A 25,372-nucleotide genomic window follows, 5' to 3' on the forward strand; every position below is an offset into this window, starting at 1 on the left:
GACCGCCGTCGGGCGTGCTCACAATCGGGCCCATGCACACGCTGATCCTGCTCCGCCACGGCGAGAGCGAGTGGAACTCCAGAAACCTCTTCACCGGCTGGGTCGATGTGGATCTGACCCCGCACGGCGAGGAACAGGCACGCCGCGCCGGCCGGCTGCTCCGTACCGCCGGGCTGCTCCCGGACGTCGCGCACACCTCCGTACTGCGGCGCTCCGTCCGCACCGGCACCCTCGCACTGGCGGCGCTCGGCCGCCCCGGGGCGCCGCTCACCCGGAGCTGGCGGCTCAACGAGCGGCATTACGGCGCGCTTCAGGGCAAGGACAAGAGCGCGGTGCTGCGGGAGTACGGCGAGGAGCGCTTCCGGCTCTGGCGCAGGTCGTACGAGGTGGCTCCGCCGCCGCTCACCCCCGACGAGGACGAGACGAGCCTCGTGGGCACCCCCGACCAGGACGGGCCGGGCCCCGCGGGCGCCGACGGCGAGCGGGCGCCGCGGACCGAGTCCCTCGCCGATGTCACCGCCCGGCTGCTCCCCCACTGGCACGAGGTCGTCGCACCCGATCTGCGTGCCGGGCGGACCGTCCTGGTCGTGGCGCACAGCAACTCGCTCCGCGCACTGGCCGCGTATCTCGACGGGCTGGACCGCGACGAGCTGATGGAGCTGAACATCCCCACCGGCATCCCGCTGCTCTACACCCTCGACGAGCAGCTCGCGCCGATCGCCCGCGGGGGCCGCTATCTCGATCCGGTCACCGCCGTCGAGGCCGCCCGCGCGGTGGCCCGGGAGGGGCACCGAAGCGCGCCGGTGCCCGGCCCAGGGCTCTGACCTGCGCGCTCGGATCCCGTATGACTCGTTGACACCAAAAAAGTAGTGGCCTTATGGTTCTACCAATCCAGATGCGCGTGGCAGAGAAGCCGACCAGGAAAGGCCGTGGTATGGCCCAGGACGCAATCGTCGACGACAAGCTGGCGGCAAAGTTCGCCACCGAGAAGGACTCCCCCTACACGCGCTGGGTGGCCGCGGAGGGGCTGGACATCATCGCCGCCCACTATGTGCCCGACCTGCGTACGGTCGAGCTGAAGCCGTGGGAGCGGCGGGGCGGCCGGGGCGTGTTCATCAACCACGAGGCCACCCGCACCTCGAACGACTGCTATGTGTGCGAGATCCCCGCGGGCGGCCAACTGGCGCCCCAGCGGCAGCTCTTCGAGGAGATGATCCTCGTCCTCGACGGGCAGGGTTCGACGACGGTGTGGAACGACGCCGGCGCCGAGGTCACCTTCGAGTGGCAGGCCGGATCGATCTTCGCCATCCCGCTCAACGCCCATCACCAGCACTTCAACGGCTCCGGGCTGAAGACCGCGCGCTTCGTCTCCTCGACGAACATGCCCCCGGTCATCAATCTCTACGACGACGTGGACTTCGTCTTCGGCACCGCGCACGACTTCCCGGACCGCTTCAACGGCGAGCCCGACTACTTCTCCCCCAGGGGCGAGCAGAAGGGCCTGCTGCTGGACACCAACTTCGTCGCCGACGCGGTCAGTCTGCCGCTGATCGAGGCGAAGGAGCGCGGCGCGGGCGGCGGCCACATCCGCTTCGCGATGGCCAAGGGATCGATGAACAGCCATATCTCGCAGTTCCCGACCGCCACCTACAAGAAGGGCCACCGGCACGGTCCCGGCGCCCATGTGATCATCCTGTCGGGCGAGGGCTACAGCCTGATGTGGCCGGAGGGCGAGGAGCCGCGGCGCTACGAATGGGGTCCCGGCTCGCTGATCGTGCCGCCCAACATGTGGTTCCACCAGCACTTCAACACCGGCCCCGAGCCGGGCCGCTATCTCGCCTTCAAGCACGAGGTGGTCTCCATCCGCAACGCGCAGGGGGTGCCGAAGGCCTGGATCAGCCGGCGCGTCGGCGGCGACCAGATCGACTACGCCGACGAGTCGCCGCTGGTACGGGAGACCTTCCGCGAGGCGCTGGCCAAGCACGGCATGGAGCCGCGGATGGACGAGGTGTACGCGGCGGAGCTGCCCACCCTCGCGCCCCTGCCGGAGGGCACCGCGGTCACCGGCTGAGGTCCGGCTTCCCCCGGGTGTGCGGCCCGGCCTCCCCGGGGCCGCACACTCTCGTACGGGCGCGGACTCGGCCGCCCGAGCCGTGCCGCGATCACGACGAGGAGCGTCATCGTGAGCCACGCCGGGCCGCACAACGCCGACCATCCCGACCATCACACTCACCATCACAACGAACACACCGCGGCACACACGCACGGGCACACGCATGACGACCATGCCGACGAGGAGCCCGGCGCGCTGGAGGACAACCCGATCTGGCAGCAGGACAATGTCACGCTGAACAGCGTCGGGATGGACATCGGGTCCTCCGGCACCCAGGTCGTCTTCTCCCGGCTGCTGCTGCGGCGCATCGGCGAGGACCTGACCAGCCGGTACATCGTCGTGCGGCGGGAGACCGTCTACCGCTCCCCCGTCGCTCTCACCCCGTACGCGAGCGCCGAGCGCATCGACGCCGAGGCGCTGGGCTCGGTCATCGACCGGGCGTACCGGGACGCGGCCGTGGATCCCGGCACGGTCGACACCGGGGTGGTGATCCTCACCGGTGAGGCGCTGCGGCGCCGCAACGCCGAGGCCATCGCGGGGGTGCTCGCCGAGCGGGGCGGCGATCTCGTCACCGCGACCGCCGGGCACACCATGGAGGCCATGCTCGCCGCGTACGGTTCGGGCGCGGCGAAGGTCTCGTACGACACCGGGCTGCGTGTCCTCAATATCGACATCGGCGGCGGCACGACCAAGCTGGCGGTGCTCGACCGGGGCGAGGTGGTGTCGACCGCCGCCGTCCATATCGGCGGGCGCCTCCAGGTCATGGACGGCGCGGGCCGGATCGTACGGCTCGATCCGGCCGGCCGGCGCCATGCCGCGCGGGCCGGGTTCGACTGGGTGCCCGGCGATCTCGCGCGCCCCGAAGAAGCGGAGCGGGTCGCGGAGGCGATGGCGGACGCGCTGGTCGCGGCCGTCACCGGCGGCGCTCCGCCGCCCGAGGTCGCGGAGCTGTTCCTGACGGCGCCGCTCATGGTGCCGGGACCCGTCGACGGGGTGATGTTCTCGGGCGGGGTCGCCGAGTACGTGTACGGGCGGCAGAGCGAGGGGTTCGGCGATCTCGGGCTGCCGCTCGGCCGGGCGGTGCGCCGCCGGATCGACTCCGGCGGGCTGCCCTTCCCTCTGCTGCCCGCGGGCGAGTGCATCCGCGCGACCGCGCTGGGCGCCTCGGAGTACAGCGTCCAGCTCAGCGGGAACACCGGCTTCGTCTCCGACCCGGGCTCGCTGCTGCCACGCCGTGATCTGCGGGTCGTACGGCCGGTTCTCACGCTCGGGGAGAGTGTCGACGCGGCCGCGGTCGAGGCCGCCGTGCGCCATCGGCTGGCCGCCGTCGACGAGGTGGCGGCCGATACGGACGTGGCGGTCGCCCTGTCGTGGAGCGGGCCGCCGAGCCATCGGCGGCTGCTGGCCCTCGCCCGGGGTCTGCGGGACGCGCTCGCCGAGCGCACCGCGCGGGGCAGAGCCGTGCTCGTCGTACTCGACGGCGATGTCGCCCTGACCCTCGGCCGGCTGCTCAGGGACGAACTCGGGGTCACCGGACCGCTCCTGGTCATCGACGGGCTGCGGCTGCGGGACTTCGACCACATCGACATCGGACGCGTCCGCCGGCCCTCCAACACCGTGCCCGTCACCATCAAGTCCCTTGTCTTCGGCGAGGATCCCCGTCTCTGACACCGGTCCCGCCGGGCCCCGTTCTCCGGTGTCCCGGCGGGCCTGCCGGAGACCTGACGAGATGTCCGAAACGTAGCTGGTCAATCTCCCGACAATCCGTCGGTAACAATGAGATAACACCGACGTCGCATGGTTAGACCATAAGACCGAACCTGGTGTTTCATGCAGGGACCCAAGCGGCAACGCTCGGACATCTCAACGGCACGAACAGCCCGCTGCCCGGTCTCCTCCCTTAACGCCCGCGCCCCACTCGCCCGCCAATGAGGGCCCGCGACCGGCTTCGCCCAGGAGTGTGCGATGCGACATGGTGCTCTTACGGCCGGCCTCCTGGCCGCCGGATTGATCCTCACGGGTTGCGGTTCTTCTCCCACGACCCAGTCCCCCGGCGGCCAGGCCGCCGACACCGACCCCTACGCCCCCTATGCCTCGCTGACCGGCCAGGCACGGACGGACAAGCTGCTCGCCGACGCGAAGAAGGACGGCGCGCAGGTCGACCTCTACACCTCGAACACCGATATCCAGGACCTGGTCGACGGCTTCAAGAAGGCCTACCCGGAGATCAAGGTCAACGCGTTCCGGGCCAACTCCGAGACGGTCCTCCAGCGGATATCCCAGGAGAACCAAGCCAACAAGCCGCAGAACGACGTTGTCGACACGAATGACATCGAACTGCGCGCACTGGACTCGCAGGGCCTGCTCAAGCCGTACACCGGACCGGCCGCGGCCGGCCTCAAGGACGCCGCGAAGGGGCTCGGTGGCTGGACCGCGGAGCGTTTCAACGCGTTCGTCATCGGCTGGAACACCAACCTCGTCAAGAAGGGCCAGGAGCCGAAGAGCTTCGCCGACCTGGCCGATCCCCGCTGGAAGGGCCGGTTGTCCGTCGAGATCGGCGACTGGGACTGGTACGCGTCGATGCATACGTACCTCACCGAAGAGCAGGGAATGAGCCAATCCGATGCCGACGACCTCTTCAAAAGGATCGCCGCCAATGTCAAGGTGACGAAGGGCCACACGGTGCAGGGCGAACTGCTCAGTGCGGGACAGTTCGCCGTAGCCCTGTCCGTATACAGCCACACCGTCGACAAGGCCGCCAAGAAGGGCGCGCCCGTGGCATGGCGGCCCGTCGTGGAACCGGTGATCCTGCGACCCAACGGAGTCGGCCTCATGTCCCACCCCCGGCACCCCGCCGCAGCGCTGCTGTGGACGGACTGGGTGCTCGGCGACGGGCAGAAGGCGATCGCCGAGTCGCTCCGTATCCCGGCGGCCACCTCCGTACCGGGGTTCAAGGACCCCATCCCGGCCGGCACCACCACCTACAGCCTCTCGAAGTCCGCCGAGACGGACGGCAAGCGGTGGAGCGCCGACTACGACGCCCTGCTGCGCGGCGTGCCCAAGGCCGGCTGACCCACTCACCGTTTGCACCTCTTCACAGGAGCGCACCCGTATGAGGACCCGTAACTTGACTTTGTCCGTGTCCGGTCTGCTGGCCGCGACGCTCGTCGCGGGGTGCGGCGGCATGCCGGGCCAGGCCGGCGCGGGCTCGGACGAGGTCTACGGCCGGCTCCGGGGGCTGGCCGGCACCGAGCAACGCGCGCAGGCGGAGGAGCTGGCCGGGAAGGAGGGGAAGACCCTCTCCCTGTACACCTCGATGACCGCCGACATAGCGACCCCGATCGCCGAGGCCTTCGAGAAGGAGTACGGCATCCGCGTCAGCGTCTTCCGCGGCAACTCGGAGACGGTCCTCCAGCGGACCCTTCAGGAACAGGAGGCCGGCCGGCCGGGGGCCGATGTCATCGAGACCAACTTCGCGGAGATGGCGATCCTCGCCGGCAAGGGCCATCTCGCCGACTACAACGGCTCCGCTCTCGACAAGGTCGAGCCGGCCGGGAAGTTCGACCACTGGACGGCCACCCGTTTCAATGTGTTCCAGCCCGCCTGGAACACCACGAAGATCAAGCCCGGTGACGAGCCCAGGAGCTGGGAGGACCTGGCCCTGCCCAAGTACCGGGGCAAGATCACCATGGAGATCAGCGACAGCGACTGGTACGAGAACGTCACCAAGTACTGGCTGGACCACGGAAAGTCACAGGCCGAGGTGGACTCCCTCTGGAAGGGCATCGCGGCCAACTCCAAGGTCGCCAAGGGACACACCACGATGATGCAGTTCCTGACCGCGGGCCAGACCTCGATGGAGGCGATGAACTACACGTACATCACCGCCAGGGCCGCCAAGGACGGGGCGCCCGTGACCCATCTGCCCGCGAGCGGGGTCTCCACCATTCCCGCCTTCGCGCGGCCCAACGGGGTCGGCATGATCAAGGGCGCCCAGCACCCGGCCGCGGCCTGGCTGTTCTACGACTGGCTGCTCACCGGTGGCCAGCAGACCCTGGTCGATCTGGGCCTCACCCCGTCCACCAAGGTCCCCGGCGACAAGAGCGTCGACGGGCTCACCCTCGTACCGTTCGATGTCGAGGGCCTGACCAAGGACGACACGGTCTGGGACAAGAAGTACGACGCGCTGCTCCGCGGCGCCGACACGGTGGGGCGGTGACGCGCGATGGCACTCGCCTCCACCGCCACCGCTCCGCAGGGCGGCCAGGGGACTCCGGGCGCGGGGGCCTCCCCCGAGCCCGCGTCCCCCGGCCGGTTCGCGGGACTGCTGCGGCGACTGCTCTCCTTCCAGGGACTCCTGGTCGGCGGCGCCGTGGTGATCGTCGGCTATCTCGCCCTCGTACCGCTCGGCTATCTCATCCATGACACCTTTCTGAACAGCACCGGCACCGGAGTCTCGTTCGGCGCGTTCAGCCGCGCCTACGGAGGCAACTCCCAGGCCGGCTCGATGATGCTCAACTCGCTGGGCTTCGCGCTCGGTTCCGCGGCGCTCGCGCTGGTGCTCGGTACGGTCCTGGCCTATATCCAGGTCCGTACCGACACCCCCTTCAAGGGGCTGTTCTTCGCGGCCTCGCTGGTGCCGCTGATCGTGCCCGGCATCCTCTACGCGACCTCCTGGATCTTCCTCGGCGACCCGTCGAGCGGGGTCATCAACACCCTGATCTTCCAGCCGCTGTTCGGCACCGCACCGGTCAACATCTTCAGTGTGTGGGGCATGATCTGGGTGCAGGGCCTGCATCTGGCCCCCGTCACCTTCCTGCTCATGGTCGCCGCGTTCCGGGCGATGGACCCCTCACTGGAGGAGTCCGCGGCGATGTCCGGCGCCCGGCGGCTCACCGTACTGCGGCGGATCACCGTCCCGCTGCTGCGCCCGGCGATGATCTCGGCGTCGCTGCTGATGTTCGTCCAGTCCCTGGAGAGCTTCGAGGTACCGGGCCTGCTGGGACTCCAGAACGGCATCTACGTCTTCACCAGCCGGATCTACTTCGTCCTGCGCGCCTATCCGATCGACTACGGTGCCGCGGGCGCGCTGGCCATCGGGCTGCTGGTGATAGCCGCGGCCGGGGTGCTGCTCTCCGGCTGGCTCCAGCGCTCCTCGCGCAACTTCCAGACGGTGACCGGCAAGGCGTTCCGGCCCCGGCCGGTGGACCTGGGCCGGGCGCGGCCCTGGGTGGGCGCCGGGGTGATCGTGTACTTCCTGGTCACGGTGGTCCTGCCGGTCGCGGTCCTCGTCTACGCGTCCTTGCTCAAGTACTACGCCGCGCCCTCCCGCAAGACGCTCAGCTCGATGTCGCTGGAGAACTACAGCGAGGTCCTGCACATGCCCCTCGCCTTCACCGCGCTGAAGAACTCACTGATCGTCGGCATCGGCGCGGCCACCGCGGTCATGCTGCTGACCTCGATCGTCTCCTGGGTGGTGCTGCGCACCAGGGCACCGGGGCGGCGGGTGCTCGACCTGCTCGCCTTCACCCCCATCGTGATCCCCGGGCTGGTCCTCGGCCTGGCGCTCTCCTTCGTCTATCTGCGGATGCCGCTGCCGATCTACGGCACGCTGCTGATCCTGCTGGTGTCGTACTGCACGCGCTATCTGCCGTACGGGATGCGCTACTCGTCCGCGGCGATGGCCCAGATGTCGCCGGAGCTGGAGGAGTCGGCGGCGGTCTCGGGCGCCTCGTGGTTCCAGACCTTCCGGCGGGTGCTGCTGCCGCTGATGAGCAGCGGCATCCTGGCCGGCTGGGTCTACATCCTCGTGGTGTCCTTCCGCGAGCTGTCGAGCACGATCCTGCTCTACAGCCCCGGCAAGGAAGTGCTCTCGGTCCTGATCTGGGAGCAGTTCGAGAACGGCCAGTTCACCACGCTCGCCGCGCTCGGTGTCTGCATGGTCCTGATCCTCGTCCTGCTCGTCTCCATCGCCTACCGCCTGGGAGCCCGCTTCGGGCTGCAGGGCGACTCGTCGAACTAGCACCTGCCCGAAGGGACACCAGGGATGCTGACTGTCGAATCCCTCGCCAAGAGCTATGAATCGTCCGCGGGCTCCGCGCGCCGCCGCAAGTCCGCCGACAGCACCCGTGTCTTCGCCGTCGACGGAGTCGACTTCGATGTGCGCGACGGTGAGCTGTTCACCCTGCTCGGTCCGTCCGGCTGCGGCAAGACCACCACCCTGCGCTCCATCGCGGGCCTCGAACATCCCACGGCCGGCCGGGTCAGCCTGGGCGACCGGGTGCTGTTCGACGCCGCGAAGGGGATCAATCTGCGGGCCAACCGCCGTGGTTTCGGCATGGTCTTCCAGTCGTACGCGATCTGGCCGCACATGTCGGTCTTCAAGAACGTCTCGTTCCCGCTCGATGTGATGCCCCGCGCCAAGCGGCCCGGGCGCAAAGAGATCGAGGAGCGCGTCCAGCAGGTGCTCGATGTGATCGAGCTGGGCGCGTACGCCTCCCGGCCGGCCACCAAGCTCTCCGGCGGCCAGCAGCAGCGCCTCGCGCTGGCGCGGGCGCTGGTGACCCAGCCCGAGCTGATGCTGCTCGACGAGCCGCTCTCCAATCTGGACGCCAAGCTGCGCGAGAGCATGCGCTTCGAACTCAAGCGGCTCCAGCGGGAGCTGAACCTCACCGCGATCTATGTGACCCATGACCAGTCCGAGGCGCTGGTGATGTCCAACCGGATCGCGGTGATGAACGAGGGGCGCATCGAGCAGATCGGCAAGCCGCGCGAGATCTACACCAGGCCGGCCACCCGGTTCGTCGCCGAGTTCATCGGTACGTCCAACTTCATCGAGGCCAGGGTGGTGTCGGTGACGGGCGACGACGTGACCGTCGAGACCACTCAGGGGCGGCTGGTGGCGCGGGAGTGTCCGAGGACGCCCGCCGCCGGGGACTCGGTCCTGCTGTCGATCCGGCCGGAGTCGATCGATGTCTCCACCACGCCGCGGGGCGATGTGCCCAACGAGTGGTCGGGGAAGGTCCGTACGCGCGCGTTCCTCGGCGATGCCATCGATCACATCACGGGGGTCGGCGATCTGGAGATCCGCAGCCGCTCCAACCCGACGGTGTCGATACCGCCGGGCACCGAGGTGCATCTCACCGTGGCTCCGGAGAAGGTCACGCTCGTACCGGTCGACTGAGATGTACGGGCCTCCGGGCCGCTCTTCCGGGACCGGTCAGGACCCGGAAGAGCGGCCCGGCCACAACGGACCCGGTCACAACGGGCCCGATCACAACCGGTCCGATCACAACCGGTCCGTCACAAGCAGCCCGTCACAACCGGCCCGCCCACAACGGCCCAGGAACGGACACCGGAACCAGGGAGAGGCGTAGTGTCCCGCATGGCGATACCCGAGGTGCTGCGCAATCGCGACTTCACCCTCTACTGGGGCGGTGTGATCCTGTCCCAGATCGGGACACGGGGGGCCGTCGCCGCCAATCTCTACCAGGTCTACCAACTCACCGGCTCCACCGCGCAGGTGGGCCTCGTCGGCCTCTCGCAGGCCGTCGCCCTGCTGGTGCTGTCCCCGCTCGGCGGGATCTACGCCGACCGGCTCGACCGGCGGCGCCTGCTCCAGGTGACCCAGTGTCTGGCGCTCGTCGTGTCGGCGGGGCTCGCCGCCGTCACCCTCGCCGACGCCGCCACGGTCTGGACCGTCGTCGTCTCCTCACTGCTGGCGACGGCGGCGGCGACCTTCGACCAGCCGGCCCGCCAGGCGCTGATCCCCGCGATGGTGCCGAGGGAGCGGCTCGTCGACGCCTTCGCCCTGCTCAACCCCTCGCGCGAACTGGCGGTTCTGGTGGGCCCCGCGCTCGCGGGTCTGCTCATCGCGGCCGGCGGGCCCGGCGCGGTCTATGTCTTCGACACCGTGACGTACGGGGCACTGGTCGCCGTCCTCGCGGTGCTGCGGGTTCCGCCGCTGGCCGTCGCCGACGAACGGGCGTCGCTGCTGGAGAGCCTGCGCGAGGGCGTGGCGTATGTCGGCCGCAAGCCGCTGGTACGGCAGCTCATGGGCCTCGATCTGGCGGCCACGGTGTTCGGCGCGTACCGGGTGCTGCTGCCCGCGTTCGCCGCGGACGTGCTGCACACCGGGGCCACCGGGTACGGCCTGCTCGCCGCCGCGCCCTCGGCGGGGGCGCTGATCGGTTCCGTGTGGGTCTTCAAGCTGGTGCGTACGGCGCGTTCGGGCCGGATCGTCCTGTGGGCCACGGCCGCGTACGGGCTGGCCGTGGCGGGTCTCGCGCAGTCACGGGTGTTCCCGGTGGCGATCGTGATGGCCCTCGCCCTCGGGGCCGCGGACGCGCTCGCCACCACCGTCCGGCATGCCGCGGTGCAGGTGGAGACACCGGACACACTGCGCGGACGGGTCTCCGCCATCTACCAGATGTGCTCGCGGGGCGGTCCCGCGATCGGGGACTCCGTGATCGGCGCGCTCGCGGGAGTGGCGGGTCCCGTGCTCGCGCTCACGCTCGGCGGCCTGGTCCCCACCGCCGTGTCCGGGCTGAGCGCCCTCGGCAGCCGTACGGTCCGCGACTACAGCGTGCCGAAGGCGCAGCCCGCCTCCACCTGACCCGGCGCGTCCTCCTACCCCTACTCGTACGCACCTGTCGCCCGTACACACCGCTCACCGTCGTTGTCCATCTCCCGCCCACCGACAGCCGGAAGGCCCCATGAGTACGCACACCACGACCGAAACCACCCACTACCACGTGCAGAAACGCCGCCGCGCCCAGTTCATCGAGGACTGGCGCAAGAACCACCGCACCGTTGTCGCACACGAGGACGTCGAGACACATCCCACCGCGCGCGGCAGCCGGGTGGGGGTGTACGTCGGCGCCGACGGCGACCGGCCGACCCGCACCATGGACGCCCTGGTCCATGAACTCGATCCGGGGACGACGACCACAACACACCGCCACTCGTGGGACGCCATGGTGTTCGTGGTGGCCGGGCACGGCTGGTCCGAGATCGACGGGGAGCGCGTCGAGTGGGGGCCGGGCGACTCCCTGCACTTCCCTGCCTGGTCCTGGCACCGCAGTGGCCATGCGGGCGAACCGGGGGACGCGACCGCGCGCTATCTGACGTTCTCCAGCGAACCGCTCCTGGAGACCATGGGCATGGCCGTCATCGAGGACGCGGGACACGCCCCCTGGGACACACTCCCGCCGCGCCCGCCGTACTCCGAGGGACGCGACGGGGCCGATCCGTACGCCGCGCGGCTGCGCCGGCTCGCCCGCGACCAGCGGGCCCGCCGCTCAGGACGGCTGCACACGAGCTGGGACGAACTGGAGCTGCGCAACACTCCGCGCGGTACCCGTACCACCTTCCTGCTCGACCGGGCCATCGGCTACCAGGCCTCCGGCATCACCATGGCCATGTTCGAAATCGGTCCCGGCCGCGCCCAGTCGATGCACCGGCACCCGGGCGAGGCCTGGCTGTATGTGGTGGAGGGCTCGGGCGAGAGCTATCTGGGCACCGAGCCGGAGGGCGGCGAGCGGCACCCCTGGAAGAAGGGCGATCTGATCGTCGTCGACCACTTCCTGTGGCACCAGCACATCAACACCGACCCGTCGCGTACGGCGAAGGTGGTGCGCATCCATATGTTCGACAGTCTGCTGGAGACCATGCGGGCGCTGTGCGATCCGCTGGTGCTGTTCGAGGAGCCGCCGGACCACATCCGCGACGCGCAGGCCGGTGACCCGTCGACCATCGAGTGGCCGCCGCTCCAGCGGCCCACCTGGCCATGAGCGGCCGCGCGACGGGCCGCCGCGCTTCGGGCGGTAGTGCTTCGGACGGTCGTGTTACGGACGGTCGTGTCACGGACGGGAGCGCGGTGGGCTCGCACGGAAGGTGTGCGAGGTGACCGTAGCTCTGCCGCACGGTGTGGCGGGCATCCATGCCCTGCCCGCCGGTCACCACGACGGCCCGTGGGACGCGGTGATCACCGGTCCCCGGGTCAAGGAACGGCTGCTCGCGACCGCCGTCCTCGTGCTCCGGCACGGGGCGCGGCTCGCGGGCTCCGCCGTGGCGCCGCACGGTCTGATCGTCCTCGCGGGACCGCCGGGCACCGGCAAGTCGACCCTGGCCCAAGGGCTGGCGCAGGCCGCCGCGCGGGCCCTGGCACCGCACGGCGCGACCACCCTCGTCGAGGTCGATCCGCATGCCTTCCCCAGCGAGATGCTGGGCGAGAGCCAGCGTTCGGTCTCCCGGCTCTTCCGGGAGACCCTGCCGGAACTGGCCGCGCGCCGTCCGCACACCCTGGTTCTCGTCGACGAGGTCGAGGCGCTGGCGGTGCGCCGGCAGGCCGCCTCGTTCGACACCAATCCCGTCGATGTCCACCGGGCGACCGATGCCGTGCTCAGCGGGCTGGACGCGCTGCGCGCCGAGCGTCCCGGCACGCTGCTGGTGGTCACGACGAACTTCGCCGAGGCAGTCGACGACGCGTTTCTCTCCCGCGCCGACCTGGTCGTACGGACCGCGCTGCCGGACGAGTCCATGGTCCCGCTGATCGTGGCGGACTCGTTGCGCGAACTGGCGGCGCAGTGGCCCGAGTTGGGGCCGCTGGCCGAGGACACCGCGGTGCACCGGCGGGTGGGGAAGCTGCTCGCCGGCCTGGACGGGCGGCGGATACGCAAGACGGTGCACGGCGCCCTCGCACTGCGGCTGGAAACCGCGCGCGAACCGTCCCTGCTGGGGGCGGACGATCTGATCGCGGCGGCGGAGGAGAGCGCGTCGGGCGGGCCCTGGGCCGGTGTGTGAGCCCCGGGCCGAGTGTGAGTGGGCCGGAGTGTGAAACGTACGGACAGGTGTCAACGTACGACGAGGCCGCGTCCCCGGTCGGGGGCGCGGCCTCGTGCGTGGCGGGCGTCGGGGCCTCTACCGCGCGCTGTACTCGGGAGCGTCCTCCAGGAAGTGGACGTTGTCGTAACCGAGGTGCTTGAACACACGGTTCTGCGAGGAGAAGAGACGCAGCGGTGTGCCGTCGGCGGCGAAGAGCTGGCAGATGTGGTTCTGCGGTACGTAGAGGGTGTCGCCCTGGGTGATCTCGTACCGGGTGGGCTCCAGGGCGATCCGCGCGTAGTACTTCTCGGCGATCTCGGCCTCGACCTCCCACTGGAGCGCGTAGCCGCCGCCTTCGAGGACGTAGAAGACCTCGTCGGCCATCTTCCAGTACTTGCCCGAGCGGCTGCCTGCGGGAATGTCGAGTTCGAAGGCGTCGACGGAGAAGATCCGGGCGTCGGTGCGCTCCGGGGAGGACATCACCCGGACCCGGCCGAGCGGGGTGTTCTCCCACTTGGTGTCCGCCGGGCTGATGACCTTCTTGCGGTCCAGGACCCCCGGGGTCCAGATGCTGGACCAGTCCTCCCGGGGCCCGAACTCGGCCTCGCGCTTCACCGGGCCGCTGCGGCCCTGCTGCCACAGGCCCATGAACATCCAGGTGCTCTTGGCCTTGACGACGAGCGCGGTGGCCGTCTCGCCGTACGGGTTGAAGTGGCGGTGGACGGAGTCGGTGTGGACGAAGACGAGGTCGTCCTTGGCCCAGTCGTAGCGCTGGTCGTCGTGGATCTCGTAACCGCGCCCGCGCAGGATGTAGAAGGCCGCCTCGTTCTGGTGGCCGTGTCCGTGGTTGCTGGACTCGGGCGGGAGTTCCACGAAGTGGACCTGGATCGTCTGGGTGAGGAAGTCCTCGTCACCGGGGCCGACACGCCACCAGGTGCGGGACTGCTCGCTGTCGCCGGAGTGGCCGACCTTGGCGTCGTCGACGACCACCGAGTCGTCGCGCACTCTGTCCACCGCGAGCTGCTGCCGGCGGAATTCGTCGAGACCGTAGGTCTCGGACGTCAGGCCGCGGACGAAGACGCGCCCTTTCGCTCCCATGGGTCCTCCTGTGCTGTGCGGGCATAGTGGTGCGGCATCCACAGTTCGGTTCAGTGGTCTAACCATAATACCTGCGCGTGTCGTCCGTCACCCCTTGGGACGATTCGACCTCCGGGAACGGACACGTGCGGCGAAAGCACGCCACGTAAAGCACGGCACGCACGGAGGAGCACCACGCCACGCACCGAGGGAGCACACAGAAAGGCGCCCCATGACGAGGAGTCGTCATGGGGCGCCAGTGGGGCTCGGCGGTGTCAGCCTTCGACCGGGCCGCCTTCCGTGTGCTCGTCCTTGACCCGGGACGCCGTCCGCTGGAGGTGGGCGTTCATGGTCGCGGTCGCGGCGTCGAGGTCGCGCGCGGCGACGGCCTCGACGAAGTCCCGGTGCTCCTTCGAACCGAGCAGGCCCATCTGCGGCTCGACGGTCTGGGCCTGCCGCAGACTCATCAGCAGGGGGCCGTGGAAGGACTCGACCAGCATCTTGATCGCGGCGTTGTGCGTGCAGGCCGCGACACGGGTGTGGAAGTCCGCGGACAGTTCCATGGTGTACTCGCCGCGCTCCAGCGCCTCGGCGTGCTCGTCGCACATCGCCCGCAGGTCGTCCAGGTCCTCCTGTGTCGCCCGTTCGACGATCAGGGGGACGATGCCCAGCTCGACGACGAGCCGCGCCTCGGTGACCTCGGCGGCGGTGAGCGGCGACAGGGACAGCAGGGTGGCGAGTCCCTCCCCCACCTGGCGCGCGTCGGGCGTGGTGACGAAGGCGCCGCCGCGGGCACCGACCCGGATCTCCACGAGTCCGCTCGCCTCGAGGATGCGCAGCGCCTCGCGCACGGTCACCCGGCTGACCCCGAAGTGCACGCACAACTCGCGCTCACTGGGCAGCCGGTCGCCGGGTTTGAGCCGCTCCTCCTTCAGCAGAAGCCGGATCTGATCGACGATGACCTGCGAGACACGGCTGGAGGAAACGGTCTTGAACAGCTCTTCGGGCACGGGAAGTCGCCCGGCAGGCGTCTCGCCACCGGTCTGCGCTGCCGGAGGCTGGCTCCTGGGTCGGGTTGGCATGCGCACAGTGTCCCACGGCGGGACGCTCGTTTGACGGCCCTCAGACCAATGGTTTAAGGTCATACCAAAATACCAGGAAGATCGCCGGGAGGGCACCCGATGACCGACCGCGTGCCCGGGGGCGAGGCACCGCGCGAAGAGCAGGAGTACGGGGCGCTGCGCGAGCGGGTGGCCATGGCGTGCCGGGTGCTGGCGGTCACGGGGCTGGTCGAGCACGTCCTCGGCCATGTCAGCGCGCGCGTGGGTGCGGAAAGGCTGCTGGTACGGGGACGGAGCCCCCGGGAACGCGGGCTGGCCTTCACCGTCGCCGACGATGTCCGGGAGGTCGACCTCGACGGCCGTCGTACGGACGACGGAGGCGCCGATGGATGGGCGCCGCCCAACGAACTGCCCCTCCACACCGAGATCCTGCGCGCCCGGCCGGATGTCACCGCGGTCGTGCACGCGCATCCGCCCGCGGTCGTCGCGGCCTCGGTCGCCGGGCTCCCCTGGCTCCCGCTGGTCGGCTCGTACGACATCCCCGCCGCCCGTCTGGCCCGCGACGGCATCCCGGTCTGGCCCCGCTCGGCCCTGATCCGCCGCCGCGACCTGGCCGCGCCGATGGCCGCGGCGCTCGGCGACCGCCCGGTGGTCGTGCTCAGAGGGCACGGCCTGGTGACGGTGGGCACCGGCGACCCGGCGGACGCCGTGGCCACGGCCGTCACCCTGGCCCTGGCGGTGAACTCGCTGGCGAAAACGACCCTGTCCATAGCCGCCACCGGCGCCCCGCTCCACCCGATCAGCGACGAGGACCTGGCCGAACTCCCCGACCTGGGCCCCTCGTTCACCACCACGACGATGTGGCAGCACCTGGAAGCCAGAGCCACCCACGAGACCCCTCACACCCCACCGCACTGACCACCGGCGAAGCGCTTCGAGGTCCGGCTTCGCGGTCCAGCAGGAGTACGGGCCGGGGCCGCCGTGTGATGGTGTGTCAGGTCGTGACGGGTTTGGTCTGGGTGCAGTTCTTCCATTCGACCCAGGGCCGGGTGCCGCCGCTCGTGGGGCCCGTGGCGTAGGTCGGATTGCCGGTGATGGTCTGTTCCTTGTGCTCGTGGGTGATGTCGATGCCGAAGAGCTTGAAGCCCACCGTGACCTGTCCGGCGGAGATGCCGAAGCCGATGCCGAGTGAGGCGTTCCACCAGTCGGTGTTGGCCTTGTAGTCCAGCTTGGAGAGCTTGCCCTTGTCGTGCAGCAGCCGCTCCAGCGGGCCTGTGTCCGCGTCCGGCGCCTCCGCCGCGTCCGACGGCGTCGGCAGCGCGTCACTCGCCGGGAAGTCACCGCGCCCGCGCAGCCAGTCCTCCACCAGCGTGCTGTCCGCGTCGTTGTCGAGGACGAGCTCCGCCGACTCGGTGTGGATCTGCGACTCGATCTCCCCGCCGCCCCCGCCGACATCGATCGTGACGGGCCCCGCGTTGGCCCCGGCCCCGACATTGATCCCGGGCCCGTCCCCGGACTCCTGACTGGTCGTGATCACCATCTTCTGCGGATGGTGCGGCCGGCCGTTCTTCTCCTCCTCGTCGTACATGGCCGCGTCATAGGTGACCGCCACCTGCTGCATCCGCGTGCCGGTCGCCTGGCCCACCTCGCCGGCCTTGCCGCTCACCGAGAAGGTGTAGACGAAGGTGATCTTCCCGGCGTCCGGTCCCGTCTTGTTCCGCAGGACCACCACGTCCTCGGTCATCGAGCCCGAGAACGTCTCGCCGGAGATGCTGCCGAGGTCCTTCGGCTTGCCGTCCTTGCCGCCCTCCCCGCTGCCCTTCTTGAACGACTTGCCGAAGCTCACCCCGCCCGACACCTCGGTGCTCGTCTTGGTGATGTCGACGTCCGGCGCCCGCTCCGGTTCGAGGTCGGGCTTCTTCTTGCCCGCGTGGTAGCCGCAGATCATCCCGAGTTCGGAGGAACGGGGGCCCGCCGGACGGCTGTTGCAGTCGTCCATGGCCTTCAGGTACTCGGCGAACTGCTTGGCGTCCGCCAGATTGGCCTCAAGGTCGGCCTGGGGGTTGTCACTCTTGTTCCCGTTGAACAGCCACTGGCCACCGCTGCCGCTGCCCGCCACATACGAACCGCTCAGCGAGGCGCTGCCGCCCCAGTCCTTCAGACCGGGGATGCCGGCGGAGATGCTCGCCGTGACCCCGGCCCCGGACTCCGTCACCCGTTCCAGCGTGACCGTACCGTCGGACCACTGCTGGAGCTTGACCGTCTCCGAGCTGCTGATCTTGATGAACAGGATCTGGATGACCACGGTGTCCTTGGTCTGATCCTGCGACAGCAGACACTTGGCGGGCTGGAACGGATCGCCGGGCGGTACGGCAGGCCCCTCGCCGTCGCCTCCGCCACCGTCCTCCCCGCCGCCACCGCCACCCCTGTTGCCCGAATCGCACCCGGAGTCGCCATCGGCGGCATGAACGATCCGGCAGACCGCGTCCTTCAGCCCCACCGCCTCGTTCTCGGGCACCGTCAGCCCCACGATCGCCGCGACGATCAGCGCGACCACCCCGGCCACGGCGACGTACTCGACTCCGCCCTGGCCCCGGTCCTGCCGCATCGCGACGGCCCTACCGCCATGGGCATGCCAATCCGATATATCCCCGGCGCTCTCCACCATCCGCTCCTCACCCCACGTCGTGAACGACCCCCGAACGCAGAGCAGCGTAAGAACAACCCGAGCCCCAACAGCAGGGTCCGCAGGCCCAGTCCAGGACCCACGGCCGGGCCCAGACAGGGGCCCAAATCGCTCCGGGCCGCGATTCGGGCACGCCACGTGCCCGTATCCGCCAGCTTTTTACCTGGGCGGCCTATCTTTTGACGGATCATGAGAAAGTTCCGGAGATTTCATCCGAACCTCTGGACAGCCCCCACACGTCGCCCTAATGTCTCGGCCCAACCAGGCAAGTGTTTCGTCGCGGTAACACCCACACCGCTCAACCGCACCACGACCGACCGGCGCTCCCGCGAGCGCCGTACAGCACCTCTGTCTCCGTTCGTCCTTGTCTTTGTTCGTCTCCCCCCACGGCCGGGCCCCGCCCGTCCCTAGGCGCTGCGCGTCCGCCGTCGCGACGGCCGCACGCTCGCGCACTGTGCAGGACCTCGTCGGTATACGCCGGCGAACGTCGTCATACGGGGTATCGGACCGCGCCGACCCGCGCGGTCGTGACCGCAGCAGAAGGGAAGCGATATGAAGATCCGCACGTTCGTCGCCACGGCCTCGCTGGTGGCCTCCGGAAGTCTCGTCGCGTTCACGGGATCCGCGCAGGCCGCCCTTTACACCACCTGTGTGGGTGACGGCGGGGCCGTCACCGTCAACGGCGATCTGGTCGTACCGGCCGGGCAGTCGTGCACCCTGACCGGTACGAAGGTCAAGGGCGCCGTGACGGTGCAGGCCGGGGCCGACCTCGTCGCCTCGGGCGCCACCCTCAACGGAGGGGTCAGCGTGGGCGAGAACGCCTACATCGATCTCACCGACACCTCGGTGAAGGGCGCGCTGACCGCGCAGGGGGCCTTCGGCACTCATCTGCAGGGCACCGCCGTCAAGGGCGCGATCACCGCCAACCAGGGCTTCCTGTACGCCGTCGACTCGACGCTCGACGGCAATGTCAGAGCCCAGTCCGGCGAACTGTACGTCTCCGGCAGCACCGTGGACGGCAGTCTGACCGGCGAGGCGAACCAGTACTCCGACGTCTATGACAGCACCGTCGACGGAAAGCTGACGGTGAACGGCAACGCGCTCGGCGGAGTCCTGTGCGCCAGCGAGGTGTACGGCGACACCGTGTACAACGCGAACTCCGACACGCTCCAGCTCGGTGGCGAGGGGCTGCTCGGCTCCTGCTCGGGGGCCACGTACCTGGACGGGAACCTGGCGGTCACCGACAACACGGCAACCGCCGTACTGGACAACGCGATCGTCCGGGGCAAGCTGACCGCCACCAACAACTCGCCCGTGCTCCAGGTCGGTGAACTGGCCCGGATCCGCGGTGGCATAACCGGCGAGACGACCGCGGCCGGTGCCGCTTCGGCCGCCGCGCGCTCCTTCAAGGCGGCGCCGCAGGACCGCGGGAACAGCCTCGCGGAGAAGGCCGCGGAGCGGGCCGCCGAGGCCAGGGCCGAGGCCAAGGCCGCCGGCGCGACCCACCTGTAACCAGCCGGCACCGGTCAACGCGGCGGCCACGCGGGGTCATTGGCCTGCCATGGCACCCCCGCGACGGCCACCGTCGCAGCGCGGCACCCCGCCGACGGGCCACCGGTCCCGGCGCGCCGCCACCGCAGCACCGCCCCACCGCCACGCACCCTCGGTACACCACGATCGGCCGTCGCCGACGTAACGGCGTGGCACGGGCGACGCAGCGCCCCGAACGTTCTCACCTTCTTTCCTCCCTCAGGAGTGGCCATGGGCCATCTGCACAAGTCCTTCGACCGCAGGAACTTCCTGCGCGCCACCGTCGGCACCACCGTGGCGCTCGCCGCCGCCTCGGTCACCGGGGCGACGGCGGCGACCGCCTCCGCCGCGACCCGCGGCCTGTCCATCCCCAAGGACCGCATCGGCATCCAGCTCTACAGCATCCGCGACAAGGTCAGCGCGCTCGGCTTCGGTGTCGTGCTGCCGGAGCTGGCCCGGATCGGTTACAAGGAGATCGAGTTCGCCGGATACACCCAGAACACCTCCATCCTGGGCCGGCAGATCACCCTCCCCGAGATCCGCCGGATCCTCGACGACAACGGGCTGCGCGCGGTCGGCAGCCATGTCGGCCTCGGCAATCTGCGCAACAACCTCCAGGGCGAACTCGACGCGGCCGAAATCCTCGGCATGCCGCACGTCGGGACCGCCAACGCCCCGTCGAACATCAACACGGTCGCGGGCTATCTCGCCGCCGCCGAGGAGTTCAACACCTGGGGCGCGGCGGCCACCGCCCGCGGTCTCAAGCTCTACCAGCACAACCACGCGGGCGAGTTCGCCTTCGCCACCGACCAGCCGTCGGTGCGGCTGTACGACGTGTTCCTCAGGAACACCGATCCGCGCCATGTGTATCTGGAGATGGACGTCTACTGGGCGTATGTCGGCCAGTACCGCTGGCCCGGCTTCGACCCGGCGGCGTATGTGCGCAACCAGCCGTACCGCTACCCGCTGTTCCACATGAAGGACGGCGACAGCAATCCGTCGAAGGCGGACGGTTACGACATCGTCGAGTTCGGCGCGGGCGATCTGCCGTACGAGAAGTTCGTCCGTGACATCGGTCCCCGCGAGTCCCACATCGGCATCTGGGAGCAGGACACCGCGCCCAACACCCAGCCGAATCCGCCGGGTTCGCTCGGTGCCGCCGAGCGGAGCTTCACGGCGCTGAAGGGTCTGCTCGCCTAGTTCGCACACCGACCGGGCCCGGCCCGCCGGAACAGCCGTACCGGCGTATCGCCGTTACGGTACGGCCGGACGGGCCCGGTCGCGCACCCTCCTGACCGTCAGCGACCAAGGAGACGCATCCCCGTGCACCGTACCCTCAGACGCCTGATCTCAGGTGTCCTGCTCGCGGCGCTGCCCGCGCTCGGCATGGTGGCCCTCGCGCCCGCCGCGCAGGCACACGAGAACCATGAACACGCCCTGGACTGGGCGAACTACGAGAAGGTCACCCTCACCAAGGACACCGGCGAGCCGATCGATCTCGCCGTACTGCCCGACAACCGGGTCCTGCACACCGCGCGCAACGGCGATCTCCGGCTCACCGATCCCGGCAGCGGTGTGACCAAGGTCGTCAACCACATCGACGTGTACCAGAACTCGGAGATGGGGCTCCAGACCGTCACCCTGGACCCGGACTTCGCCACCAACAAGTGGGTCTACCTCTACTACTCGCCGCCCCTGAGCACTCCGGCCGGCTCGGCGCCGCTCCAGTTGCCGGCGGGCGAGACCGACTCGTACTGGGACCGGTGGAAGGGGTACGACACCCTCACCCGCTTCAAGTGGACTGGGGACAAGCTGGATCTGTCCACCGCCCAGGAGATCATCCGGGTCGACTCCAACCGCGGCCAGTGCTGCCATGTCGCGGGTGACGTGGACTTCGACGCGGACGGCAATCTCTATCTCGCCACGGGCGGCAACACACCGGCGTCGGGCCCCAATGTCAACGGCTACACCCCGATCAACGACGCCGCCACCTACAACCCGGGGCTCGACGAGCGCCGTGGTTCCGGCAACACCAATGACCTGCGCGGCAAGATCCTCCGTATCAAGGTCGGGGAGGACGGCTCGTACACCGTTCCGGACGGGAACCTGTTCCCGCCCGGTACGGACAAGACGCGGCCCGAGATCTTCGTGATGGGTCTGCGCAATCCCTTCCGGCTGGCGGTGGACCGGACGACCGGTGCCGTGATGTGGGGCGACTACGGCCCCGACGCGGGCACGGCCGACCCGAACCGCGGGCCGATGGGATATGTCGAGTGGCAGACCACCACCAAGGCCATGAACAGCGGCTGGCCGTTCTGCACGGGCGACAACACCAAGCCGTACCGTGACTTCGACTTCGCCACACTCACCCCGGGCCCGGCCTTCGACTGCGCCAAGCCGGTCAACGACTCGCGCTGGAACACCGGTCTGACCGAGCTGCCCCCGTCCGTCCCGGCCACACTGTGGTACGGCGACCGTGACACCGACCAGCCGTGGCCCGAGCTGACCGCGTTCCGCGGCCCGGGCGGACCCGGCGGCCAGGCCCCGATGGGCGGTCCGGTCTACCACTACGACGCGGACAACCCGTCTCCGGGCAAGTTCCCGGAGTACTGGGACGGCAAGGCGTTCTTCGGGGAGTTCTCCCAGGACTATGTGGCCGCCCTGACCCTCGCGGGACCGGACGGGCCGGTCACCAAGCTGGAGAACGTCCTGCCCAACAGCGAGCGGTCCGCGAACGGCATTCCGCCCTGGGACAACCCGATGGACCTGGAGTTCGGCCCGGACGGCGCGCTCTATGTCCTGGACTACGGTGACGGCTTCTTCCGGCAGAACCCCGACGCGGGCCTCTACCGGATCGACTACGCCGAGGGCAACAAGGCGCCCACCGCGGTGATCAAGGCCGACCGCACCTCCGGCCAGGCACCGCTCGCGGTCTCCTTCGACGCCACCTCCTCCACCGACCCCGAGGGCGGCGCACTGACGTACCAGTGGGACCTCGACGGCGACGGCACCTTCGACGCCACCGGCCCCCGGGCCAGCCGTACGTACCCGGACAACGGCCAGTTCCAGGCCCGGCTCAAGGTCACCGATCCGCAGGGCAAGACCGGGCTGTCGAGCCGTCAGATCACGGTCGGCAACACCGCTCCGACGATCGGGATCACCTCGCCGCCCAACGGCGGGTTCTTCAACTGGGGCGACGCCGTGCCGTACGGGGTCCGGGTCGAGGACGTCGAGGACGGCAATACGGCCGACTGCGCCAAGGTCGCCTGGACCTTCGGTCTCGGGCACAACCAGCACGGCCACCCGGTCAACAGCGGTACGGGCTGCTCGGGCGCGGTCGTCACACCCACCGACGCCGGACACGGTGACACCGAGAATGTCTTCGGTGTGCTCGGCATCACCTACACCGACAAGGGCGCGGGCGGTGTGCCTCCGGCCACCGGCGACGCCCAGGTGGTGCTCAACCCCGCGCTGATGCAGGCCGAGCACTACGACACCGCGGAGGGCGTCACCGTCACCGACGACGCCGGGGCGTCCGGTCAGCGCACGGTGACCTCCTTCGACGCCGGGGACTGGATCTCGTACGACCCGGTCTCGTTCACCGGTATCACCGGGGTGAAGACCCTCGCCTCGGGCGCCGGCACCCTGTCGCTGCGCTGGAACGCCGCGGACGCGGAGCCGTTCGCGACCGTGACCGTACCGGCCGGTGACGGCCCGAAGACCGTCACCACTCCGCTCCCCGGCGCGCCTTCGGGGACCGGGCAGCTCTATGTCACCAGCACGGGCGGTGTGGATCTGGACGCGCTGACCTTCCAGGGTCCCGGTGTCGCCGACAAGACCCCGCCGAAGGTGTCCGCGGCGCTCAACCCGGCGCAGCCCAATGGCGGCGACGGCTGGTACACCAGCAATGTGTCCCTGAGTGTCACCGCCACCGACAACGGCACGGTCAGCAGCCGTCAGTACTCGGTCAACGGTGGTACGACCTGGCTGGCGGCCAACTCGGCCGTCACCCTCTCCACCGAGGGCACCACCACCGTCCTGTACCGGGCGACCGACAGCGGCGGCAATGTCTCGGAGGTCGGCACCCTCACCGTACGGATCGACCGGACCGGTCCTTCGGTGACGATCGCCGGTGTGGACGCGGACGCCGCCTATGGCGACTCCAAGCAGCCCACGCCGGTGATCAGCACCACCGACGCGGTCTCCGGGGCCGCCACCGCGACCGCCACCCTGGACGGCGCGGCGATCACCTCGGGGCAGCCCGTGCAGCTCTGGCGGCTGCCGCTGGGCGGCCATGACCTCACGGTCACGGCCAAGGACAAGGCGGGCAACACCACCGTCAAGACCGTCCGCTTCACCACGACCACATCCTTCGCCGACCTCGACGCGCTGATCCCCCGGCTCCGCGCCGAAGGGCTCATCACGGCGCAGGGCGAACAGCGGCTGACGGTCCGGCTCGGCCAGGCGCGCGCGCACGCCGAGGCAGGGCGGACCAGCCAGGCGGCCTCGGTGCTGGAGTCGTTCGCGACCTCGGCGGGCGACTCCGCGCTGGTGACCGACGCGGCGGCGAGATCCGCTCTCGCGCGGGACGCCCGGGATGTCAAGGGAGGGCTGACCGACTGACGTGTCCACGCGGCAGTGCCTGACCGCACTGCCGCGTGCGCCGTCCGACAGCACTGCCCGAAGCGCTGCCCCCTGTGGTGGGGCAGCGCTTCGGCCAACTTTTAGCGGGATGAGCAGAAGTTCCGTACGATCGGACAGTAAGGGTCGGTGTGACCGCGCCGACGCCTTGGGGAGTCTGGGGAAGTGGAGCCCGTGAGCGTTCAGTACCGTGTATTGAGCATGCTGCGCGACAACGGCCCACTGTCCCGGGCCCAGTTGTCGGACAGACTTGAGGTGCCGCGCCCGCGGCTCCTCGCCGAGCTCGACCGGATGGTCGCCACCGGCATGGTCCTGGAGGCGGGGCCCGCCGCCTCGCGCGGCGGACGCCGCTCCACCCTCGTCCAGCTCGACCCGGGCCTGCGGTTCGCGGCCGTCGACCTCGGCGCCAGCTCGATCGACATCGAGATCACCGACGGCGGCCTCGAACCGGTGGCCACGTACGCGGAGGCCGCAGACATCCGCTCGGGTCCGGTCGCCGTACTGGACCGGGTCAGCGAGATCCTGCACAAGCTGCGCGCCCAGGGCCACTACACCCGTCTCGACGCCATCGGCATCGGCCTGCCGGGACCGGTCAGCTTCCGCAGCGGTGTGCCCGTCTCCCCGCCGATCATGGTGGGCTGGAACCGCTATCCCGTACGGGACACCCTCGCCCAGGAGCACGGCTGCCCGGTGGTCGTCGACAACGACGTCAACGTGATGGCGCTCGGCGAGGCACACTGCGGAGTCGCCAGGTCCGTCGACCATCTGCTCTTCGTCAAGATCGGCAGTGGGATCGGCTCCGGCATGCAGCACCACGGGCGGATATACCGGGGCGCGGAGGGCTGCGCCGGGGACATCGGCCATATCCAGGTCGAGGCCGACGGACCGGTCTGCTCCTGCGGCAACACGGGCTGTCTGGAGGCGTACTTCGGCGGTGTGGCCCTGGCCCGTGACGCCCTGGAGGCCGCACGCTCCGGACAGTCCCCCGCCCTCGCCGAGCGGCTCGCCGAGCAGGGGACGCTGACGGCCGTCGATGTGGCCGAGTGTGCCACGGGCGGTGACAACGCCTCCGTCAACCTCATCCGGGCGGGCGGACACCGGGTCGGGCAGGTGCTCGCCACCCTGGTCAGCTTTATGAACCCGTCGATGATAGTCATCGGCGGCGGCCTGTCGGGGCTGGGCTATCTCCTGCTCGCCGAGATCCGCAGTGTCGTCTACAAGCGCTCACTGCCACTGGCCACGGGCAACCTGCCGATCGTGATGTCCGAACTCGGCCCCCGCGCGGGCGTCGTCGGAGCGGCGCTGCTGGCCAGCGAACTCGCGTACGGCGGGCATTCCTGACCGGAGCCGGCGAACGAGTGCCGGCGCGCGGCCGGCCCGGCCGGCCGCCCATGACTCCTGGGGCGGCCGACCGGGCCGCTGCTGAGGCGGCCGACCGGC

The 25,372-nt window shown here is 69.9% G+C and carries 18 protein-coding genes; 15 read left to right on the forward strand and 3 right to left on the reverse strand.

Annotated features, from left to right (window positions below; genetic code table 11):
• The first annotated feature begins 32 nt into the window (after positions 1 to 32).
• The 10 genes from KQY30_RS00555 to KQY30_RS00600 all read left to right on the forward strand — a co-directional run bounded on the left by KQY30_RS00555 (position 33) and on the right by KQY30_RS00600 (position 12,916).
• Positions 33 to 824 carry a 2,3-diphosphoglycerate-dependent phosphoglycerate mutase gene (locus KQY30_RS00555; protein WP_217305043.1) on the forward strand — a complete coding sequence of 264 codons (792 nt, stop codon included), beginning with the start codon at positions 33 to 35 and terminating at the stop codon, positions 822 to 824.
• Positions 825 to 934: 110 nt separating this feature from the next.
• The gene (locus KQY30_RS00560; protein ID WP_217305044.1) at positions 935 to 2,071 is read left to right on the forward strand and encodes an ethanolamine ammonia lyase-activating protein; all 1,137 of its coding nucleotides are present in this window, start codon (positions 935 to 937) and stop codon (positions 2,069 to 2,071) included.
• 111 nt (positions 2,072 to 2,182) lie between these two features.
• Positions 2,183 to 3,781: an ethanolamine ammonia-lyase reactivating factor EutA gene (locus KQY30_RS00565; protein ID WP_254406848.1), complete on the forward strand. Its 1,599-nt coding sequence runs from the start codon at positions 2,183 to 2,185 to the stop codon at positions 3,779 to 3,781.
• A 297-nt stretch (positions 3,782 to 4,078) separates the two neighbouring features.
• Positions 4,079 to 5,185, forward strand: a complete 1,107-nt coding sequence (locus tag KQY30_RS00570) for an ABC transporter substrate-binding protein (RefSeq protein ID WP_217305045.1) — start codon at positions 4,079 to 4,081, stop codon at positions 5,183 to 5,185.
• A gap of 55 nt (positions 5,186 to 5,240) precedes the next feature.
• Positions 5,241 to 6,332, forward strand: coding sequence for an ABC transporter substrate-binding protein (locus KQY30_RS00575; RefSeq protein ID WP_254406849.1), 1,092 nt, complete (start codon positions 5,241 to 5,243; stop codon positions 6,330 to 6,332).
• A 6-nt stretch (positions 6,333 to 6,338) separates the two neighbouring features.
• Positions 6,339 to 8,135 (forward strand): iron ABC transporter permease, encoded by a 1,797-nt coding sequence (locus KQY30_RS00580; RefSeq protein WP_217305047.1) that lies wholly within the window; start codon positions 6,339 to 6,341, stop codon positions 8,133 to 8,135.
• 24 nt (positions 8,136 to 8,159) lie between these two features.
• The gene (locus KQY30_RS00585) at positions 8,160 to 9,296 is read left to right on the forward strand and encodes an ABC transporter ATP-binding protein (protein ID WP_217305048.1); all 1,137 of its coding nucleotides are present in this window, start codon (positions 8,160 to 8,162) and stop codon (positions 9,294 to 9,296) included.
• Positions 9,297 to 9,497: 201 nt separating this feature from the next.
• Positions 9,498 to 10,727, forward strand: a complete 1,230-nt coding sequence (locus tag KQY30_RS00590) for an MFS transporter (protein WP_217305049.1) — start codon at positions 9,498 to 9,500, stop codon at positions 10,725 to 10,727.
• Between the two features lie 100 nt (positions 10,728 to 10,827).
• On the forward strand, positions 10,828 to 11,904 hold the full coding sequence (locus KQY30_RS00595) for a cupin domain-containing protein (protein ID WP_217305050.1): 1,077 nt from the start codon (positions 10,828 to 10,830) through the stop codon (positions 11,902 to 11,904).
• A 112-nt stretch (positions 11,905 to 12,016) separates the two neighbouring features.
• Positions 12,017 to 12,916, forward strand: a complete 900-nt coding sequence (locus KQY30_RS00600; RefSeq protein ID WP_217305051.1) for an AAA family ATPase — start codon at positions 12,017 to 12,019, stop codon at positions 12,914 to 12,916.
• 117 nt (positions 12,917 to 13,033) lie between these two features.
• On the opposite strand, the gene KQY30_RS00605 is transcribed toward KQY30_RS00600, so the two are convergent.
• Both KQY30_RS00605 and KQY30_RS00610 read right to left on the reverse strand, forming a co-directional pair.
• On the reverse strand, positions 13,034 to 14,035 hold the full coding sequence (locus KQY30_RS00605) for a cupin domain-containing protein (RefSeq protein ID WP_046494917.1): 1,002 nt from the start codon (positions 14,033 to 14,035) through the stop codon (positions 13,034 to 13,036).
• Positions 14,036 to 14,289: 254 nt separating this feature from the next.
• Positions 14,290 to 15,096 (reverse strand): FadR/GntR family transcriptional regulator, encoded by an 807-nt coding sequence (locus KQY30_RS00610; RefSeq protein WP_217305052.1) that lies wholly within the window; start codon positions 15,094 to 15,096, stop codon positions 14,290 to 14,292.
• Between the two features lie 99 nt (positions 15,097 to 15,195).
• Between KQY30_RS00610 and KQY30_RS00615 the strand changes: the two genes are divergently transcribed.
• Entirely contained in the window at positions 15,196 to 15,993 is a 798-nt protein-coding gene (locus KQY30_RS00615; protein WP_217305053.1) for a class II aldolase/adducin family protein, read from the forward strand.
• 76 nt (positions 15,994 to 16,069) lie between these two features.
• Here the strand turns inward: KQY30_RS00615 and KQY30_RS00620 are convergent, their stop codons facing one another.
• Positions 16,070 to 17,683 (reverse strand): hypothetical protein, encoded by a 1,614-nt coding sequence (locus KQY30_RS00620; protein WP_217305054.1) that lies wholly within the window; start codon positions 17,681 to 17,683, stop codon positions 16,070 to 16,072.
• Between the two features lie 630 nt (positions 17,684 to 18,313).
• On the opposite strand from KQY30_RS00620, the gene KQY30_RS00625 reads away from it, so the two are divergent.
• The 4 genes from KQY30_RS00625 to KQY30_RS00640 all read left to right on the forward strand — a co-directional run bounded on the left by KQY30_RS00625 (position 18,314) and on the right by KQY30_RS00640 (position 25,273).
• The gene (locus tag KQY30_RS00625; RefSeq protein ID WP_217305055.1) at positions 18,314 to 19,273 is read left to right on the forward strand and encodes a hypothetical protein; all 960 of its coding nucleotides are present in this window, start codon (positions 18,314 to 18,316) and stop codon (positions 19,271 to 19,273) included.
• A gap of 249 nt (positions 19,274 to 19,522) precedes the next feature.
• Positions 19,523 to 20,491 (forward strand): sugar phosphate isomerase/epimerase, encoded by a 969-nt coding sequence (locus KQY30_RS00630; RefSeq protein WP_217305056.1) that lies wholly within the window; start codon positions 19,523 to 19,525, stop codon positions 20,489 to 20,491.
• A gap of 123 nt (positions 20,492 to 20,614) precedes the next feature.
• On the forward strand, positions 20,615 to 23,914 hold the full coding sequence (locus KQY30_RS00635) for a PQQ-dependent sugar dehydrogenase (protein WP_254406850.1): 3,300 nt from the start codon (positions 20,615 to 20,617) through the stop codon (positions 23,912 to 23,914).
• A 219-nt stretch (positions 23,915 to 24,133) separates the two neighbouring features.
• On the forward strand, positions 24,134 to 25,273 hold the full coding sequence (locus tag KQY30_RS00640) for an ROK family protein (RefSeq protein WP_217305057.1): 1,140 nt from the start codon (positions 24,134 to 24,136) through the stop codon (positions 25,271 to 25,273).
• The last annotated feature ends 99 nt before the right edge of the window (positions 25,274 to 25,372 follow it).

Origin of the sequence: Streptomyces sp. GMY02, assembly GCF_019056675.1 — a bacterium.
Classification (GTDB): Bacteria; Actinomycetota; Actinomycetes; order Streptomycetales; family Streptomycetaceae; genus Streptomyces; species Streptomyces odonnellii.

Bases quoted from the DNA above. Each gene is read 5' to 3' on its own strand.
- KQY30_RS00585 (WP_217305048.1), top strand. From the start codon at position 8,160: ATGCTGACTGTCGAATCCCTCGCCAAGAGCTATGAATCGTCCGCGGGC.
- KQY30_RS00625 (WP_217305055.1), top strand. From the start codon at position 18,314: ATGAAGATCCGCACGTTCGTCGCCACGGCCTCGCTGGTGGCCTCCGGA.
- KQY30_RS00615 (WP_217305053.1), top strand. From the start codon at position 15,196: ATGACCGACCGCGTGCCCGGGGGCGAGGCACCGCGCGAAGAGCAGGAG.
- KQY30_RS00640 (WP_217305057.1), top strand. From the start codon at position 24,134: ATGCTGCGCGACAACGGCCCACTGTCCCGGGCCCAGTTGTCGGACAGA.
- KQY30_RS00620 (WP_217305054.1), bottom strand. From the start codon at position 17,683: ATGCGGCAGGACCGGGGCCAGGGCGGAGTCGAGTACGTCGCCGTGGCC.
- KQY30_RS00580 (WP_217305047.1), top strand. From the start codon at position 6,339: ATGGCACTCGCCTCCACCGCCACCGCTCCGCAGGGCGGCCAGGGGACT.
- KQY30_RS00570 (WP_217305045.1), top strand. From the start codon at position 4,079: ATGCGACATGGTGCTCTTACGGCCGGCCTCCTGGCCGCCGGATTGATC.
- KQY30_RS00630 (WP_217305056.1), top strand. From the start codon at position 19,523: ATGGGCCATCTGCACAAGTCCTTCGACCGCAGGAACTTCCTGCGCGCC.
- KQY30_RS00590 (WP_217305049.1), top strand. From the start codon at position 9,498: ATGGCGATACCCGAGGTGCTGCGCAATCGCGACTTCACCCTCTACTGG.
- KQY30_RS00605 (WP_046494917.1), bottom strand. From the start codon at position 14,035: ATGGGAGCGAAAGGGCGCGTCTTCGTCCGCGGCCTGACGTCCGAGACC.
- KQY30_RS00610 (WP_217305052.1), bottom strand. From the start codon at position 15,096: ATGCCAACCCGACCCAGGAGCCAGCCTCCGGCAGCGCAGACCGGTGGC.
- KQY30_RS00560 (WP_217305044.1), top strand. From the start codon at position 935: ATGGCCCAGGACGCAATCGTCGACGACAAGCTGGCGGCAAAGTTCGCC.
- KQY30_RS00595 (WP_217305050.1), top strand. From the start codon at position 10,828: ATGAGTACGCACACCACGACCGAAACCACCCACTACCACGTGCAGAAA.
- KQY30_RS00555 (WP_217305043.1), top strand. From the start codon at position 33: ATGCACACGCTGATCCTGCTCCGCCACGGCGAGAGCGAGTGGAACTCC.